This is a genomic window from Novipirellula aureliae, assembly GCF_007860185.1.
Taxonomy (GTDB): Bacteria; Planctomycetota; Planctomycetia; order Pirellulales; family Pirellulaceae; genus Novipirellula_A; species Novipirellula_A aureliae.
The window spans coordinates 382,706-398,555 of record NZ_SJPY01000005.1 but is presented as its reverse complement, the minus strand read 5'-3'; the positions used below and the strand labels follow the sequence as shown (position 1 = coordinate 398,555).

Annotated in this window: 17 protein-coding genes; 11 read left to right on the top strand and 6 right to left on the bottom strand. The window is 53.0% G+C overall.

Going from position 1 to position 15,850, the window contains the following annotated elements; translation table 11 throughout:
* Positions 1-32: 32 nt before the first annotated feature.
* The 10 genes from Q31b_RS16660 (at position 33) to Q31b_RS16615 (ending at position 7,821) form a co-directional block, all read left to right on the top strand.
* The gene (locus tag Q31b_RS16660) at positions 33-230 is read left to right on the top strand and encodes a hypothetical protein (protein ID WP_146600781.1); all 198 of its coding nucleotides are present in this window, start codon (positions 33-35) and stop codon (positions 228-230) included.
* 61 nt (positions 231-291) lie between these two features.
* Positions 292-1,779 (top strand): phage portal protein, encoded by a 1,488-nt coding sequence (locus tag Q31b_RS16655; RefSeq protein WP_197171686.1) that lies wholly within the window; start codon positions 292-294, stop codon positions 1,777-1,779.
* Positions 1,754-3,664 carry a phage major capsid protein gene (locus tag Q31b_RS16650; RefSeq protein WP_146600779.1) on the top strand — a complete coding sequence of 637 codons (1,911 nt, stop codon included), beginning with the start codon at positions 1,754-1,756 and terminating at the stop codon, positions 3,662-3,664. Before Q31b_RS16655 ends, Q31b_RS16650 begins: the two co-directional genes overlap by 26 nt.
* Positions 3,654-4,130: a hypothetical protein gene (locus Q31b_RS16645; RefSeq protein ID WP_231617630.1), complete on the top strand. Its 477-nt coding sequence runs from the start codon at positions 3,654-3,656 to the stop codon at positions 4,128-4,130. The genes Q31b_RS16650 and Q31b_RS16645 overlap by 11 nt, the downstream gene beginning before the upstream one ends.
* The gene (locus Q31b_RS16640; RefSeq protein ID WP_146600778.1) at positions 4,130-5,089 is read left to right on the top strand and encodes a hypothetical protein; all 960 of its coding nucleotides are present in this window, start codon (positions 4,130-4,132) and stop codon (positions 5,087-5,089) included. Before Q31b_RS16645 ends, Q31b_RS16640 begins: the two co-directional genes overlap by 1 nt.
* Before the next feature lie 4 nt (positions 5,090-5,093).
* The gene (locus Q31b_RS16635) at positions 5,094-5,384 is read left to right on the top strand and encodes a hypothetical protein (RefSeq protein ID WP_146600777.1); all 291 of its coding nucleotides are present in this window, start codon (positions 5,094-5,096) and stop codon (positions 5,382-5,384) included.
* A gap of 5 nt (positions 5,385-5,389) precedes the next feature.
* The gene (locus tag Q31b_RS16630) at positions 5,390-5,761 is read left to right on the top strand and encodes a hypothetical protein (protein ID WP_449289932.1); all 372 of its coding nucleotides are present in this window, start codon (positions 5,390-5,392) and stop codon (positions 5,759-5,761) included.
* A complete protein-coding gene (locus Q31b_RS16625) occupies positions 5,758-6,201 on the top strand; it encodes a hypothetical protein (protein ID WP_146600775.1) in 444 nt (147 codons plus the stop codon). Before Q31b_RS16630 ends, Q31b_RS16625 begins: the two co-directional genes overlap by 4 nt.
* Complete coding sequence (locus Q31b_RS16620) at positions 6,198-6,725, top strand: hypothetical protein (RefSeq protein ID WP_146600774.1); 528 nt, start codon at positions 6,198-6,200, stop codon at positions 6,723-6,725. Before Q31b_RS16625 ends, Q31b_RS16620 begins: the two co-directional genes overlap by 4 nt.
* Positions 6,652-7,821, top strand: coding sequence for a UvrD-helicase domain-containing protein (locus Q31b_RS16615; protein WP_197171684.1), 1,170 nt, complete (start codon positions 6,652-6,654; stop codon positions 7,819-7,821). Before Q31b_RS16620 ends, Q31b_RS16615 begins: the two co-directional genes overlap by 74 nt.
* A 1,565-nt stretch (positions 7,822-9,386) precedes the next feature.
* Here Q31b_RS16615 and Q31b_RS28380 read toward each other — a convergent pair.
* From Q31b_RS28380 to Q31b_RS16585, 6 genes are all read right to left on the bottom strand, one after another.
* On the bottom strand, positions 9,387-9,761 hold the full coding sequence (locus Q31b_RS28380; RefSeq protein WP_261343866.1) for a restriction endonuclease: 375 nt from the start codon (positions 9,759-9,761) through the stop codon (positions 9,387-9,389).
* A 38-nt stretch (positions 9,762-9,799) separates the two neighbouring features.
* On the bottom strand, positions 9,800-10,105 hold the full coding sequence (locus Q31b_RS16605) for a hypothetical protein (RefSeq protein WP_146600772.1): 306 nt from the start codon (positions 10,103-10,105) through the stop codon (positions 9,800-9,802).
* A 619-nt stretch (positions 10,106-10,724) separates the two neighbouring features.
* Positions 10,725-11,105 (bottom strand): hypothetical protein, encoded by a 381-nt coding sequence (locus Q31b_RS16600; RefSeq protein WP_146600771.1) that lies wholly within the window; start codon positions 11,103-11,105, stop codon positions 10,725-10,727.
* A gap of 308 nt (positions 11,106-11,413) precedes the next feature.
* On the bottom strand, positions 11,414-12,214 hold the full coding sequence (locus tag Q31b_RS16595) for a tyrosine-type recombinase/integrase (protein WP_146600770.1): 801 nt from the start codon (positions 12,212-12,214) through the stop codon (positions 11,414-11,416).
* Between the two features lie 920 nt (positions 12,215-13,134).
* A complete protein-coding gene (locus tag Q31b_RS16590) occupies positions 13,135-13,353 on the bottom strand; it encodes a hypothetical protein (RefSeq protein WP_146600769.1) in 219 nt (72 codons plus the stop codon).
* Between the two features lie 122 nt (positions 13,354-13,475).
* Positions 13,476-13,721, bottom strand: a complete 246-nt coding sequence (locus Q31b_RS16585) for a hypothetical protein (RefSeq protein ID WP_146600768.1) — start codon at positions 13,719-13,721, stop codon at positions 13,476-13,478.
* A gap of 494 nt (positions 13,722-14,215) precedes the next feature.
* Here Q31b_RS16585 and Q31b_RS16580 point away from each other — a divergent pair, with 494 nt between their 5' ends.
* Positions 14,216-15,553: an integron integrase gene (locus Q31b_RS16580; protein ID WP_146600767.1), complete on the top strand. Its 1,338-nt coding sequence runs from the start codon at positions 14,216-14,218 to the stop codon at positions 15,551-15,553.
* Positions 15,554-15,850: the final 297 nt, after the last annotated feature.

Sequence of the window (15,850 nt, the reverse complement as noted above, 5' to 3'; positions counted from 1 at the left end):
CTACTCACTTACACCAACGCAGTTGCGAGCCTTTGCCAAACAACCTCGAAGACGAGATTCACGAAAACGCCACCGGGCCTGCGAAGGCTTCGGGCGATGCGGGGTCGGTCGAACAGCACAAGTTGACCGAACAGATCGCGGCCGACAAACATCTCGCTAGTAAAGATGCCGTTCGTAAGCCGAATCGCGGTTTGCGGTTTAACAAGATCGTGCCGCCATCGGCTGGCTGATTTCTCTGTCACACAACACGACCAAAAGGGCTGCCGGGGACGGCAACAGGAACAAGCAAGGATGCTGAAACGTCTGTCAGGGATAATCGAGCAATTGCGTGGCGGGAATGTGTCTCCTTCTGCCACCTCTGGACGCTCGCCCCGGCAGCCCTTTTTTTCGCGGCTTCGTGCCAAGTACGACGCTGCGAATACGACGCTCGACAACATGAAACATTGGTCCCGTGCTGATGGTCTGTCGGCCGCCGCGGCGAATAGTCCTGACGTGAGGCGAACGCTTCGCAATCGTTCGCGATACGAGGTCGCGAATAACAGCTACGCTCGCGGGATAACATTGACGCTGGCGAATGATGTCGTTGGCACTGGACCGCGTTTGCAAATGCGGACGCCGGATGATGCCGCGAATCGTTTTGTTGAAGCAGAGTTTTTCGCTTGGGCCGAAGCGGTTGGTTTGGCCGAAAAGCTGCGAACGATGCGGCTGGCTCGTGTTTCCGATGGCGAATCGTTTGGATTGCTGACCAGCAACGAACGTGTCGACACGACGGTAAAACTCGACATGCGACTAATTGAGGCAGACCAAGTCGCCTCGCCGACGCTGGTCGCGGACCGCTCACGATACATCGACGGCATTCAGTTTGATGCCGACGGAAACGCGATCAGCTACGACGTGCTTCGCGAGCATCCTGGCGATGTAACGTTCACGAGCGACGAAAGATATGACACGGTGCCTGCCGCCGCGGTGCTGCACTATTTCCGTTGTGATCGGCCGGGACAGATTCGTGGTATTCCCGACATCACGCCGGCACTGCCATTATTCGCACAACTTCGCCGGTTCACGCTCGCGGTACTTGCGGCTGCCGAAACGGCCGCCGATTTCGCCGGGATTCTCTACACCGACGCGCCGGCCAATGGTGAAGCCGACGCTGCCGAACCATTCGAGCCAATCGAACTCGAGAAGCGAATGCTGCTCACGATGCCCGGCGGATGGAAGATGGCTCAAATGAGGTCGGAGCAACCTTCGACCACATACGCAGAGTTCAAGAAAGAGATCCTCAACGAGATCGCTCGTTGTTTGAATATGCCATTCAATGTCGCTGCTGGGAATTCTAGCGGTTACAACTACGCCAGTGGGCGGCTCGATCACCAAACCTACTTCAAATCGATCCGTGTTGAGCAAACCCAACTCGCTCGCGTCGTTCTGGATCGCTTGTTGAATGCTTGGCTTCGCGAAGCCATCCTCATCGAGGGCTATCTGCCCAATTCGCTTCGCACGCTCGACTCGACGTTCGAGCATCAATGGTTTTGGGATGGTCACGAGCATGTGGATCCCGCCAAAGAAGCCAACGCCCAAAAGATCCGTCTCTCAAATCATACGACTACTCTGGCCATCGAATTTGCGCGGCAGGGGCGTGATTGGGAGACGGAACTCAAACAGCGTGCCAAAGAAGTATCGCTGATGCGTGAGCTTGGTCTATCGGCCAGCGATGAAACACAACCCCAACCCTCAACCAAGGTCACGGAAGACAATGCCGAAGACAACGCCAGTCCGTAGCTATCAGTCTGTAGTCTGTAGCGAAGAGGATTCCCTCCAGACTCAAGACTCCGGACTCAAGACTAACAATGTCCCCAGTTCACTGCGAATCGTTTGTGATGATGCGGCGACGATTACTCTCGCCGCGGCCGAAACGCCGGAAGAAGGCAAGCCTTCGCTGCGCAAGTTTTCAATGACGGCTTACACCGGCGGTGCGATGCGACTGGGAGGTTGGCCCTACCCAGTCGTCGTCGACTTGGCCGGTATGCGGGTGACTCGCAAGTCGCGACCAATCCTGAAAGACCACGATCGTGGAAGCATCGTCGGACACACCGACGACATCGCGATCACCGACAAGTCGCTCGAAGTCGCTGGCACGATCTCGGGCGTCGGAGCGACCGCGCAGGAAGTGATCGCTACCAGCGAAAACGGATTCCCATGGCAAGCGTCGCTCGGGGCGAGTGCCGACAAGGTTGTCTTCATCCCTGAAGGCAAGACTGCGAAAGCGAACGGACGAGAATTCAGCGGCCCAGTCTACGTCGCTCGCAAGTCGACGCTTGGCGAGGTGAGCTTCGTCGCACTGGGTGCCGACGATGACACAGAAGCTCGCGTCGCCGCAGGTCAACATACCGATGATCCTGATGAAACCACGGAAAACATGGACGATCTCGAACCCGTTAATGCTAGTTTGAATATGAGCACGAAGCCAAAAACGAACCAAGACTCGTCCGCGGTCGATCAAATGCGGGCCGAAGCGGCAACGGAGTCACGCCGGATCGCCGGCATTCGCAAGATATGTGCCGGCAAGTACTCCGACATCGAGGCCGATGCGATCGAACATGGATGGAGCGTCACCAAAACGGAGCTTGCTGTGCTGAGAAGTGAACGACCGAAGGTGCCCGAGCAATCTGCATCGAAGCCGAGTTTTACCCGTGAAATCCTCGAAGCCGCGGCGTGTCTTTCGGTCGGTATCGACGAGAAGACGCTACTGGCCAGTTATGGTGAACGCACTTTGAACCAGGCTGATCCGATGCGTCACATCGGCTTAAAGGAACTGGTCGCCGAGTGCGCTCGTATGGAAGGGATCGACGTTCCTCGCGTCTTCGGTGACGGGACTGCCACGATCCGCGCTGGCTTCTCGACGATGAGTCTGCCGAGCATCCTTGAAAACGTGATGAACAAGACGCTGTTGGCGGCTTACACCAACACACCAATCGCTGCGTTTGATCTGTGTAGCGTGGGAACGGTGTCGGACTTCAAGGAAGTCTCGCGTTACCGTTTGCTCGGAACGGGCGGTTTCGAACAGGTCGCTCCAGACGGTGAACTGAAGCACGGAAAGTTGTCGGAGCAGAAGTACAGCAACAAGGCCGACACCTACGGTCAAATCTTGATGCTCACTCGGCATGATATCATCAATGATGATTTGTCGGCCTTCATGGATATCCCGCGTCAAATGGGTCGCTCGGGTGCCGAGTCGATCGACGATCTGTTCTTCACGCTGCTCTTGAAGAATTCTGGGTTCTTCGCGGCCGGCAACGGCAACTTGCTCACTGGAACTGACACCAAGTTCGGTGCCGACAGCCTGACCGTTGCCAAGACGACGTTCCGCAAGCAGAAGGCGGGTCCAGGGTCGAAAGCCAAAGATCAAAAGCCGATCAACATTCGGCCCGAGTACTTGGTGGTTCCTGTCGAGCTGGAAACCGAAGCGGAACTGTTAATGGGATCGGCCCAGTTGATGATGGACGCCCAGGGTTCACCGACCAAGATTCCAGTCGACAACCCGCACCGCAACAAGTACCGCGTCATCAGCACGCCACACTTGTCGGATTCGTACTACACCGGCGCGAGTGGCAAGGCTTGGTATCTGTTCGCTACCGGAGCAACCTGCTGCGAACTTGCCCAATAAGCTGCATCAACGCAACTGGACCGGCAAGCTCAACCAAGGCAGCTGCGTCCACGCGTCGCTCGTCAATCACTTGCGGTGGCTCAACGAGTACGAACTCGGCGAGCGTTGGCGAGCGACCTACAGCGATGGCGAATGGGACTCGCGATTGCGAAGCCGACTCGATGCCGCCGACATCGACTACAGCTACACGATCAAGGCCGACCCGCGGTTCCTTGATTGGGCGACGGCCACTCGGCGCGGTGCAATCCTGTGGTGGAAACCGGCCCACTGCTGCACCTTCGTCGGCTGGGTCAATCGCGACGGTCGGCAATACGCAGCGATTCTCGACAACAACTATCCCGGCCGCTTTGAACTCACACCGCGCGAACAATTCGTTCGCCTCTGGGCTGGCTACGGCGGATTCGCACTCACGGTCCTCGACGACCCGACCAGCTCCTTGCCCTATCGAAGTTATGAGGTGTTTTGATGTTTGTGAACGATGGAATCCGGATTCGATTGAGCATGGGCCTCGTCGCCTTGGCGATCATCCACGCACTATTGCTAGGTGGAGTGTTCACGGCACTGCGACCATGTTCGACCGTCCAGCCAGAGGATAACGCATGGAATGTACCCAATGCGGTTTCGCCCGCTCCACGCGTTGGCAGAATCGAAAAGTTCGATGAGCCACACTCAGTGAACCTGAGTGCGCAAGGTGAAATCAAACAGCAGTCTGTTTCGATTTGCCCAACATGCGAACCGACGACGATCTATACGCCGACGATCGCACCTCGGCCTGCGTTACCGACCGCGGCCCCCCAGCCTCAGCCAACGACGAAGAAGTATCAAATCGCTTTGTTCATCGGCAGTGATGCGAAGAGCAAGCAACTACTCGACTGGTTCAATCACGACCCGAAGCTTTACAAGCTACGAAACGCGTGCGACTTCCAAGTCTACACGTCGGGAAACGCACTCTACCGAACCCGTTTCGCGAGCATCGTCCCCGTTGAACAGTTCCCCGTCGTGCTGTTTCAAGACAACACTGGCGGACACGTTCATGCCGCGGGCCGAACCATGTTGCCGGCAACGGCAGCCGAACTCTACGCCGACCTTCGCCAGGGTTACCAACTGTATCAACAGACTCGGCAGGCCCAAAAGACCGGTGCGTTGAAAACGCGAGGCTATTCGTGGGACGACGCGATCTCGCCCAAATTGCAACTCAACTCCGAGGATTGTCCCGACGGTTACTGTCCGGTTGAACCATCGGATAGTTGGCGTCCGTTCGATCGCGACCGAGATCGTGACGGCGTCCGTGACCTATTGTTCGACAGGGCGAACGAAACTCGCAATGCCTTGCTTTGGGCATCGGCAGGCGAACTGGCAACCATCGCGATGATCGTGCTGGCCGTCTTTCTACTCGGATTCATTCTCATCAAGCGAGGTATGTGAACAAATGACGTTACTAACCGGAATCGCGACCGTGGTGGTGCTGGTGTTGATCGCCGTCGCCTTGTTGCCAACGAAGAAACGCGACAAAGACAGCAATCAATCAGCCAGCGTTATCAATCCGTTTCATTCGCCGGCCAATCCAGTCAATCTGCGTGAGCAGCAATTGCAGGAAGAGTCAGAAGCGATCGCCAGCGAGTATCAACGGCGATCGAATGAGGCGTGGCTGGATGATTTGAGCGACAAGGCATCGACGCTATTGAAAGCTCCAGCGAAACCCGCGGCTCGCAAATCGTGACCGACATGCTGCATCACGGGCAGTCTTGGTTGGCCGACAAACTGACCAAGCACGCTTCTCGCAGCGTGGTCTATCGCCGCGATGAACTCGGTGTCGAACTCTCGGCCACGATTGCAAAGAGCGAGTACGAACAGGACGACGGCGACGGCGTTATCACCCGTGCCCAAGTACGTGACTTTCTGATCGACACCGACACCTTGTTGTTGTCGATTATTGGATCGCTTCCCCGGCGTGGTGACTGCATTGTCGAAGTCGACGGTGATACAACGTTCATTTTTGAGCTGATGTCGATCGGCAACGAGCCACCGTGGCGATACAGCGATCCCTTCCGCGTCAAACTCCGCATTCACACCAAACTGGTTGACACGATCACATGACAGCAACACCTGCAACCGTCATTCAAATTGCCGAATGCGTCGTCGCGGAGATCAACGCCGGCGAGTTTAGCAAGACGAACCTCTCCGCACAGCGACTGTACGTCCCCAACTTCGATCTCGAAGATATGAAGGAACTGCGAGTCACGGTTGTGCCGCGCGAGGTGGAATACCTGCCTCTCGATCGAGTAACGAACAAGTACCACGCCACGATAGACGTCGCAGTCCAAAAGAAGTTCAGCAAGGGCGATGCAAAAGAGATCGACCCGTTGGTGCTCTTTGTCGAAGAACTGGCTGACTACTTCCGGCTCAAGCGACTCAATTCGTTCGTTGCAGCTCGCTGTATCAAGGTTGAAAACTCAGTCCTGTACTCCTCCGAGCATTGGACGCAGTTCAATCAATTCACGAGCCTACTTTCGTTGACGTTTGAGCTGGCGAAATGATGCAATTTCGGGCTCGCGTGCGATTCACGCCGGGCCAACTGAAAAAGAAGGTCAGCCAAGCGACTTTCAAAAGCATGAATCATGCTGCCGGCACCATCCGGATGACCGCTAAACGATCCATCCGCAAACGCAAGAAACCATCCAACCCAGGATCGCCGCCCAGTTCGCCGACCGGAATGCTGCGTCGTGTGCTTCGCTACGAAGTCAACCGCGATCGCGGTGAAGCAGTCATTGGCCCAGTCAACGAGATTGCTGGCCGACTGTGGAACCTGCACGAGTTCGGTGGCGTTGTTACCAAGCGACGCAAACTGAAACGACATCGGTTCCGTGTTGGCGAGTTTGGGCCGATCCGTGCGAAACAACCCGGCAAATTTGCCCGTATAAGACTGCTCACCGTCGCCCAAGCCAACCGAGCCACACGCCTGATCGAACAAGAGAACGAACGCCGCGGTGCCAACAATCCGCGTCGCTACCCCGCACGCCCGTTCATCCGTCGATGGGGATGCAATGAAGCTGTGTCGTGAACGGTTGCGTCCCGTATTTGGACTCATCCCAGCAAGATGGCGTGAACTCGAAAGGGACGAAGAACAGTTAGTCACGCTGACCACACAGCAACAAGTTGTACTTGATGGGTTGAGTGACAATCGTCGACTTGCAGTTCGCGGCGGTGCAGGCACCGGAAAGACGATGCTCGGACTTTGGCGCGCCGTTGAATACGCGAGAGAAGGTATCGACACGCTGTTTCTTTGTTTTAATCGACAATTGGGCCAGTGGCTGAATGAGCGCATGGACGAGGAACTTAGTTCCACCACTCGGAAGCATCTACAAGTCAATACATTCCACGGTTTGTGTCGCGAGTTCTATCGCCGGGCAAGGATTCCATTCTCGCCGCCCCAAGATCCGCAGCAGAAGGCCGACTTCTGGGCCAATGTCGTTCCGAACAAGATGTTTGATGTTCTACTTGACGAGGTTCCAAGCCTCCGATTTGAAGCGATCGTGGTTGACGAAGCCCAAGACTTTCGAAGCGATTGGTGGCTCGTAATCGAATCGCTCAATCGCGAGACAAATGGTCGTTTAGCAATTTTCTACGACCCCAATCAGAATATTTTCACTGATGAGAACACCATTCCGCAGACGGACGCAGTCTTCAATCTGAAGATCAATTGTCGAAACACGCGTGAGATACACGACTATTCAGTGAAAATGATGAATGCAGACGTGCAATCAAGCCCACGAGTTCCTGCTGGACTAAAACCTATCGAAATTGAAGTCGCTGATAGCCCGCAACAGCGTGAGCAATGCGAATCGTTGATCAAGTCATGGAAAACAGATTATCGAATTAGCCCAAACCGGCTTGCGATCCTGTCGCATCGCAAGCTGGAGCGATCCTGCTTCAATGGAGTTTCTCGCGTCGCAGGGATGCCAATCACGAGCGACTTGAACGAGTGGAAGAAGGGAAACGGAGTTTTGTTCTCCACCTTCGCCGCATTCAAAGGTCTAGAAGCCGATGCAATCGTCTTACTTACGTCTCGCCCCTCGCCACCTTCTGCAAGTGATTTCTACGTGGCTACGTCGAGGGCGAAGCATCTACTTGCAGTCATCGAGACAACCGAAGCGTAGGCGTCGTCTCGACGAAGCAGGCACTTAAATAGCAAAGCCGCGACGTTTTGCAGCGATTCTGACGATGTGTGACAAAGTCTCGGAATTCTGGGAGACAGGTGTGACGAACGCCGCTTGTCGACTGGTTGAAAACCGCCACCGCAGTGTGTTAACCGGCGTGTTAACCAGTGTTGCCATGTTAAACAGAGAACCAGAGAGTTTCTGGGGTTGTGTTCGGGGTTCGAACCCAACAGGTGGGGTTGGCTTCGGGGTCCCGGACTCTCGCCACGAAACGTGGATTCTTGGTCAGGTTGGGCGTATCACCAAAACACGGCGAAAAACGGGGTGAAAACGAAAAACGCCCGCTGGCCCCTAATGGGCAGCGGGCGTTAACCGGTTCGCGAGCGTTTTCGCTTTTTTAAATTCAGCTCCCCCGACAGGACTCGACCGACACGGCAAAACACAGTGTTTCTGCGCAGCAGCCTGAACTTACCCCTGAATATACCCCACAACCGGCAGCTATGTTTGCCGAGTGCATGCGGCAGCATCTGACTACAGGGCAGATGCAGGAACTGCTGCATCATATGCAACAGCCCTGCCGGTAGAGGTGACAGGTATTACATTGGGGCCAGCAAATGAGGCAACACCTTGACATGCAATTCGGCAGTATGCCCTGCAAATTGGCGATTTCTCGCTGTTGCGATGCCCTACAAAATTGCCTACCCAACGATTCGCAATGCTCGTTTCGCGTACAGTGCGTCTACACATCAACCGGCCGTATCAATGAGTGCGTTTATTTGAATTCATTATGCGGTGTCGTTAGCTACTTTCGACGATGATGTCGCGAGTGCCTTCCAAACATTTTTGCATCTCCTCGCACGCGAGCTCTTTTGGACCTTTACACTTTCCACACGTTTTCCCTTCTGTGCGATATATGACCCGAAATACCGGGATAAAATAGTGTCATTCCTTTCACCTGTTTTGGAGTGGAACTGCTGATTTGGCGGAATTAGCGGGTTTTTCGAAATATTTGCTGCAAAAAAAACACTGCCTGATCTGCGACTTTTTACCTGCGACAGCTCTAGATTTGGTAATGCGCGCGTCACAGCCGATAACGTCGCCAGCTGAATGGGGGGCCAAAATTCTTGGAACCGGAAAACTCGCCCAAAATGGAGGACTTGGCTGGGTTAACTGTATACGGGTAAGGGGGTGACTGGGGGCGACCGACTAAAAATGTCTTTAGACGCCATTTCCGCTTACGCCGAATGCATCTAAAGCTTTGCAGAGGCTCTCAAACATTGGAAAAACGCATAGTTTTGTTGTTATCGCTTCGGTGGGTCGAGTGATCAGAGTTTGGGAGCCGTCGGCGACCGGCGCGCAATAACTTGTGAACTAGGTTCCACCAGTGTCGATGCGTTCGGCGGACATATTTGGGCTGATTACGGTTCACTTCAAATTTAGGTCGGTAAATCGACGATTCGGCAGCCGAATCAAGATTGCTTCGGCATCACGGTGATGCAACGGGGTTTACCAATGGCTAAGTAAGGTTGGAATCCCATCTGTCTGGGTACCTAATCCCGCAAAAACTACTGCACTAACTCCATCAGCCTTTCGTAGCTGTCGACGACGTCGTATTTGACGTTGTCACTGGTGATTCTGGCGAAGAACTTGCGGGCGCAGTCGATTTTGGCGGCTTCGATCTTTTTGAGTTCCAGCGAACTCATGCTGCCTTTGGTCTCGGCGACGAAGAAGACGTGTTTGACTGTGCCTTGGTTGAAGGCGATCGCCCAGTCGGGGTTGTAGTTGCCCACGGGGGTTGGGATCGAAAAAGCCTTGGGGAGTTTTGCGTAGACACAGACTTCGGTGGACTTGTCGAGTGTTTCGACGAACTTACGCTCGGTTTTGCTGTCGGTGATGACATAGTCGTAGACGTGGCGGTCGGTGGGGTAGGCGTCCGAGATGGCGGCTTTCTTGTCGGCGTTGAAGATGTCCGTGTGGATTAGCCGTCAATGAGCAGCAATTCCCAAAGTATGCGTCCAAACATGAGCACAATCAAACCCATGATCCCAAGCACGACCGAACCAATCGAGGGAGAAAGTATCGTGCACACGGAGATCATCGCAAAACCAACACCCTTGATTGCAATTCCAATTCGGTCAACGAAATCGCGTCCACGTCCCCACGATGGAATCCAAACGGTGTCAGCGAAGTGAAAGTACGTAACCAGCCAAAACAAACCGGCAAACAACTCTTCTGACTTAGAGTCACTTTCGGCATTTTTTGCTGCATATGCCGTTATAGACATCGTAAACAGGGTGAACATCGCGACAGGTAAAAAACAGGGTTGTAAAGACCATTCCAATAGCGATCCAAGTTGACGGCTTTAGGCCGAGAATCGACCAAGACGTCGGTTGAGTGTTAGCATCCGTTCTGGACGGACCGACAGCTGGCTTCGATAGACGTTCATCCAGGGCCGTGTCAACAAAAAGTGAGCATAGCTTCGGATCAGCAATCGCTTGCCTTGAAGCAACTGGACCCTCAATGCTATGCCAGACTAGGTCAGTAGAGACAAAGCGTCCGGATCCTGCGAGCTCCGCAAGCGTGTCAATTCGAATGGCCCGTGAGTCTCACCACGTTGAGTTTGGATTACTCATTTAATTCTTAGAGCCTCTTTCGTTGCAGACGGTAGTCGCACAGATGCTCTGCACTTCTTGCAAGATGCTTTCTGCGCAATAGGGCGTTCTTCGTAGCGAAACCTCGCACCGCAATTTGGGCAATTACCGTGTTGCACTTGAGACTCAGAGCATCAATCAAAAACGAAAAAATTTTAATTACAGACATTAGCATTAGTGGGCCAATATGTCTTGACCCATTTGGCTTAACTAGCCAACTTTACTTCGTCGGCATGGTTATTCGCCCGGTTGTTATTGATTCTTCTTTCTCTTTAGGGCAGCTGACTTCTTGGTAACAGACTTCTTGGCTGTCTTCTTTGATGCGGGCACGGACTTCGTCGCCTCTGATACAACGGTTAGCACCTCGTCATCGAGTCCACACGCATAGTGTTGTAACCGGACAATAAAGGTCGACTCTTTGTAGTTTGGGATCAAGTCACGGTTCACGTTTAGCACCGGAAGAGCATCAAGATCGTAAGGTTCACCATCGTGGGATTTGACGTTACGCATTAGTCGAATCGTGAGTCCATTATAAGTGTAGGACCGCTCATTATTCCAAATCGGAAACCAGTCAGCAACGTCTTCCCGAAACCATTTCAAGCGAACGTCTTTCAGGGCGTCAACGTCAAACATTCGCTTAAATTCGTGATCACGAATACGGACGCCATCGTACCCTCGCCGCCAAGCCTCAACCGCAAGGAAATTAGCGACTATACGATGGTATCTACGGCAAGCGTTTCGGTATAGATCGGCGGGTTTGGTCATGAATCACAGGCCGGTTAGAAATGCATCAGTCGATAGCGAATTGCATTCTATCCGGGGACCAGGCGTGGAAAGGTCTTGATCAATGGTTGACTTGTTTCGCCTGGTCCACGGATAGAATGTGCGTTGCACTTTGTCGCGTGATCGCTTACGTCGGCAATCCGCTTAGAGTGAGTCTATCACAAAGTCGGTGCTCGGACACAGTCCCGCAAAGTACAACTGCTCAGCAGGGGCTCTGGTGGACTCTTCATTGCACTTTCTACCGCACTTTCCGCATACCAGTCCTCATAGCCAATACCATACTCGCGGTCTAAGTACTCACACAGTTCCTTGTAGTCACTCTCGGCGTAGACCATTTTCGGCGTGAAGGTCGACCCCGGTTTCTTGCCGGGAAATAGAAGCGACGGCGGCTTGTACTGTATCCAGTACTCTCGCAACTCTTTGAGCAACCTTGGCGAGAGCGGAACTTGTCGTTGTTTGGCTCCCTTGCCGTGGGTAATGTGGATCTGCATCCGCTTCGAATCGATGTCCTCGATCCTCAAGTTGGCTGCTTCGGAGAACCTCATCCCGGTCGCATAGAGGGTCGTGATGAAGGTTCGTTGTTTGAGATTCTTTGTGCATCGCAGTAGCTCGTCGACTTCTTGTCGGCCGAGGACCACCGGTAGCGTCTTAGGTCGTTTCCCAAACGGCACCATGGTAACCGGCCAAGGGACACGGATCGAATGGGTGTAGAGAAATCGTAACGCGCAAACCGCTTGATTGAAGCTACTATAGGCCAGCTTTCTGGTTTCAATTAGGTAAAGCTGGAAGGATCGAACGTCTTCCGGGGTTACCCGGTCGAGCGGTTTTTTAATAAAGTCGGCGAACTTGGCGGCGTGGTAGGTGTAAGCGTCGATGGTTCGATCCGCCATGTTGCGAATCTTCATATCTTCTGCGAGTCGCTTGGTGAGCGGACAAAGACGTTTTCGGTAGGGGGTCATCGTGGTAAACAATCCAAACTTGAGTGATTAAAAACCGCGATCAAAGACGTTTTTGATCGCGTTAAGTACTCAAGTAAAGGTCGTAACTGTAACCGGCGCAAGTCATTTAATCGTTTTAACCGTCAAACGAACAAAATAGTTCCCGAGCAACATGTGGTCAGGATTCTGACAGTGTGGCTGTACCCCTTTTGGCTCGCAAAACAAGCCAGCAATTTCGTTCTGACGATCACGAGAACCGAGCCAGCGCAGCGTGTATCGCATGCCTTCAAAAAAACAGCGAGCGAAGCTCATCGATCCCGTTCTTGGTTGGCATGGACGCCAACCCTCTTCCCGCAGGGATGCGGGCAGTCACCCCAGCAATAGAGACAACGACCTGAACCAGAGTGATTCGATTAAGTTCAACGGTAGACATCACCGGGTGGCGGCGAAAGACTTGCAAGCAAACGAAAAACCTAACCACCGCCACTCCGGTGCACATACTCTTAGGTGGACTGATTGGATTTTTAAATGAAAATGGCTTCTCTCGGTGTAATAAACGAGCTGAATCACGAGGATTCGCTCACTTGGTGTTAATGGTCGTAACCAACAATTTGGACATCGTGGTTCGACAATACATGCGAAAGAAGCCTCATGAATTCTACTACAATCTCAATGACACCATCAAACGCTGTTGAAAACCTGTTAGAAACCACCACTTTATCGGTGCATAAAATGTCAAAAAAAATCCATCACGCGCTAGAACCGCCCTAGACAACGTGCCTCAGATGTCTCCGTTGCAACCCATGGTTCGCCGCTTTATGACAGTCGCCGCGGGAGAAGACGTGAGTTGCAGTCGGTTCGGCAACAAGGCCGCATGTGATTTCATTATAGGATGCCGCGGGTGACAACGCGACAGGAATCCGAATGCAGCGTCGACCATGTCATCGCTTCTTTACGCCCAGCACCAAGTCAATGATCTCGGCAAAGAAGATGAATGGAGACATTAGGATGAATACGATCAAAGTTAATCCCAAATGATCCCATGAGTTCCAGACGATGTAGATAAGGACTGCGGAGTATGTCGTGATCTTGAACAGCGTGCGGAGCGAAAACTGCGGTCTCTGCACGGATGTTTGCTCGTCGGCGGATTCTTCGCTCATACACGTGGCCAGGTGCCGGGATTCAGTCGGCGAACGTTAACGATAACCGCGTCGGCCAGATTAACGCTGACCACAGAGTAAACGGCCGTGGCCGACTGCGGTTGATCGATTGGTTCTGCTTTTTACGGCTCACCTTGTTTAGGGTCGTTGGCAAACCACGTGTAAGGCTTATGGAAATCCAGATACGTCCCGGGTGTTTCACCTTTTTCGTCTTGTATTAGTTGAGCCACAGCTTTGATGAAAGCATCGTTGTTAGGTTCCACGGTTACATAGGCTTGGTCGTTGGAGATACCCCAGTCGAGAATTGTGTAGAGTTGTCCGTCCCATTTAACAGGTTTAGAAGGTACATCAAAATGCGTATTGAGCATCGTCGTCCTTTTTTTTCAGAGATCGTGCAGTTACCTATGCGGGTAGGTGTTATAGTGATCGAGTTCAACTCCGGGTTGTATCACGGTATGGCGTGGACAGCTAACCGCGTACTGCCGAAACAGTCTCACGAGTCGTTCGATACGGTTTTAGAGGCGACACGTGCTGCGGTGGTATCGGCGAGCAACGTGTGTCAGCAGAACTACTAAGTTATCCCTTGATAGTTAAGGGATATTGGGGAAATCATACTCTTATCCCCCTACTAGACAAGTTATTTTACCAATATCCCCCTGTCAGTCAAGTTGTTTGGCTAATATCCCGTGATGTGCGGGGGGATAATAGGGGAATCGTGCTCTTATACCCCTGTCAGTCAAGCTGTTTGACTATTATCCCCCTGTCAGTCACGTCGTTTGACTAATATCCCGTGACTGGATAAAAAGGGGGAATCAGGTGTTCAGCTGGTGACTATTTTCGCTTTTTGAAGGATTGTGTCGTCATGAGTATAGCTCAGTTTGAACGCGAGGTTTTGGGGGACCGACTGGGGGAGAACGATCAGGTTTGGTTCCCACGCTGGCTGAGGCGGTATGCGATGGGCGTTCGCAATGGCATGGTGGATGACTTGCCCGTGAACAAGGATTCGGTTCTAAAATTCTCGAGATCTTTGCTGGCCAACGGTGCTCCTGCTTGGCAGCGATATCAGGCGGTGCGTGCAGTGGAATGCTATCGTAATTTGGTTTTGCATCGCAGCGAGCCGGATTTGTCGTCCATCGTGATGACACTGGCTCAGTTGGGACGGCAAGAACGGAACATTGACCTCGAAGCACCTCCGACGGCGGAGGAATTGGCGAAATTACGGGGTAATATCAATCGCGGCGAACCGGCGTTCATTCAGACCATGCGCGGCGAAATGCGGGTACTGCATTACGCGATGGCGACTGAGAAGGCCTACGTTCGTTGGGTGAAGCGGTTTAGTGGCCACGTCGGTTCGACGAAGTTGGACCAATTTGACGAGAAGGATATTGGAACTTTCTTGACTTCGTTGGCGGTCGAAGGGAACGTTTCGGCGAGCACTCAGACACAGGCACAGTCGGGACTCATATTCTTTTATCACTGCATACTTGGCAAGCAACTTGGCTTCTTAAACGCGGTGCGTGCGAGGCAGAGCGAGTCGATCCCGGTATGGTTTAGTCGCGGAGAGATCGAACGCTTGCTGGTTCATTTTGTTGGTATGCACCGGCTGATGTTTTTGTTGATCTACGGTGCTGGGTTGCGGCACAAGGAGTGTCGGCGATTACGGATTAAGGATGTCTGTTTCGACGAGGGGCATATTGTGGTGCGAGACGGCAAGGGAGCGAAGGATCGAATTACCTTCCTGCCCGAACGTGCCAAGGATGGCTTAAAACGCCAGATTGAGGTCGCCGCCCGATTTCATCGTATTGACGTCGACGAGGGTTTTGAGCAGGTTTATCTGCCTTATGCATTGGCGAAGAAGTATCCCAATGCTTGCAAGGAGCTTGCTTGGAAGTGGGTGTTTCCATCAAATCAGCGATCTCGTGATAAGCGGAGTGGTCAATTGTGGCGACATCACATTGCGGAGCAACAATTTGCCAATGCTTTTAAGACGGCGCTAAGATTGTCGGAGATTCCAAAAAACGGTGTGCCTCATTCACTGCGTCACAGTTTCGCGACGCACCTTGTCGAATCGGGGACGGACATTCAGACGATCCAAAAGTTGATGGGGCACAAGGATGTTGAAACGACGATGGGCTACGTGCATACCAGTCAAGTGCTTGGCAAAAGCATTAAGAGTCCGATGGATACTCTAGAGGATTGAACGTTAGAAGACTGAAATGAAGTCTAGAGTGCCGAGTCGCGTTCACGTCGGCGCCCGGCACCGGCCAGAATTGGCCGTGACCAGCCCTGTCCATTACTTAGCTTTCCAAGCTGAATCAGCAGCGATCAAAAGTCGATTACCACAGGTAAAAATGGCAACGTCTGCCTGCACTTCGTGCTCTTGGGTGACAGCAGCAGCCTGTCAGCTCCGGCGAGTTGAGTGGAATCGTGTTCCCGATAAGTTCATGTTATGACGCGGGCGGTAGGAATGCAACTAAGAACATTTGCGCTGCGTTGC

Bases quoted from the DNA above. Each gene is read 5' to 3' on its own strand.
- Q31b_RS16655 (WP_197171686.1), top strand. From the start codon at position 292: ATGCTGAAACGTCTGTCAGGGATAATCGAGCAATTGCGTGGCGGGAAT.
- Q31b_RS16650 (WP_146600779.1), top strand. From the start codon at position 1,754: ATGCCGAAGACAACGCCAGTCCGTAGCTATCAGTCTGTAGTCTGTAGC.
- Q31b_RS16640 (WP_146600778.1), top strand. From the start codon at position 4,130: ATGTTTGTGAACGATGGAATCCGGATTCGATTGAGCATGGGCCTCGTC.
- Q31b_RS16635 (WP_146600777.1), top strand. From the start codon at position 5,094: ATGACGTTACTAACCGGAATCGCGACCGTGGTGGTGCTGGTGTTGATC.
- Q31b_RS16630 (WP_449289932.1), top strand. From the start codon at position 5,390: ATGCTGCATCACGGGCAGTCTTGGTTGGCCGACAAACTGACCAAGCAC.
- Q31b_RS16625 (WP_146600775.1), top strand. From the start codon at position 5,758: ATGACAGCAACACCTGCAACCGTCATTCAAATTGCCGAATGCGTCGTC.
- Q31b_RS16620 (WP_146600774.1), top strand. From the start codon at position 6,198: ATGATGCAATTTCGGGCTCGCGTGCGATTCACGCCGGGCCAACTGAAA.
- Q31b_RS16605 (WP_146600772.1), bottom strand. From the start codon at position 10,105: ATGTCTATAACGGCATATGCAGCAAAAAATGCCGAAAGTGACTCTAAG.
- Q31b_RS16600 (WP_146600771.1), bottom strand. From the start codon at position 11,105: ATGTTTGACGTTGACGCCCTGAAAGACGTTCGCTTGAAATGGTTTCGG.
- Q31b_RS16595 (WP_146600770.1), bottom strand. From the start codon at position 12,214: ATGACCCCCTACCGAAAACGTCTTTGTCCGCTCACCAAGCGACTCGCA.
- Q31b_RS16590 (WP_146600769.1), bottom strand. From the start codon at position 13,353: ATGAGCGAAGAATCCGCCGACGAGCAAACATCCGTGCAGAGACCGCAG.
- Q31b_RS16585 (WP_146600768.1), bottom strand. From the start codon at position 13,721: ATGCTCAATACGCATTTTGATGTACCTTCTAAACCTGTTAAATGGGAC.
- Q31b_RS16580 (WP_146600767.1), top strand. From the start codon at position 14,216: ATGAGTATAGCTCAGTTTGAACGCGAGGTTTTGGGGGACCGACTGGGG.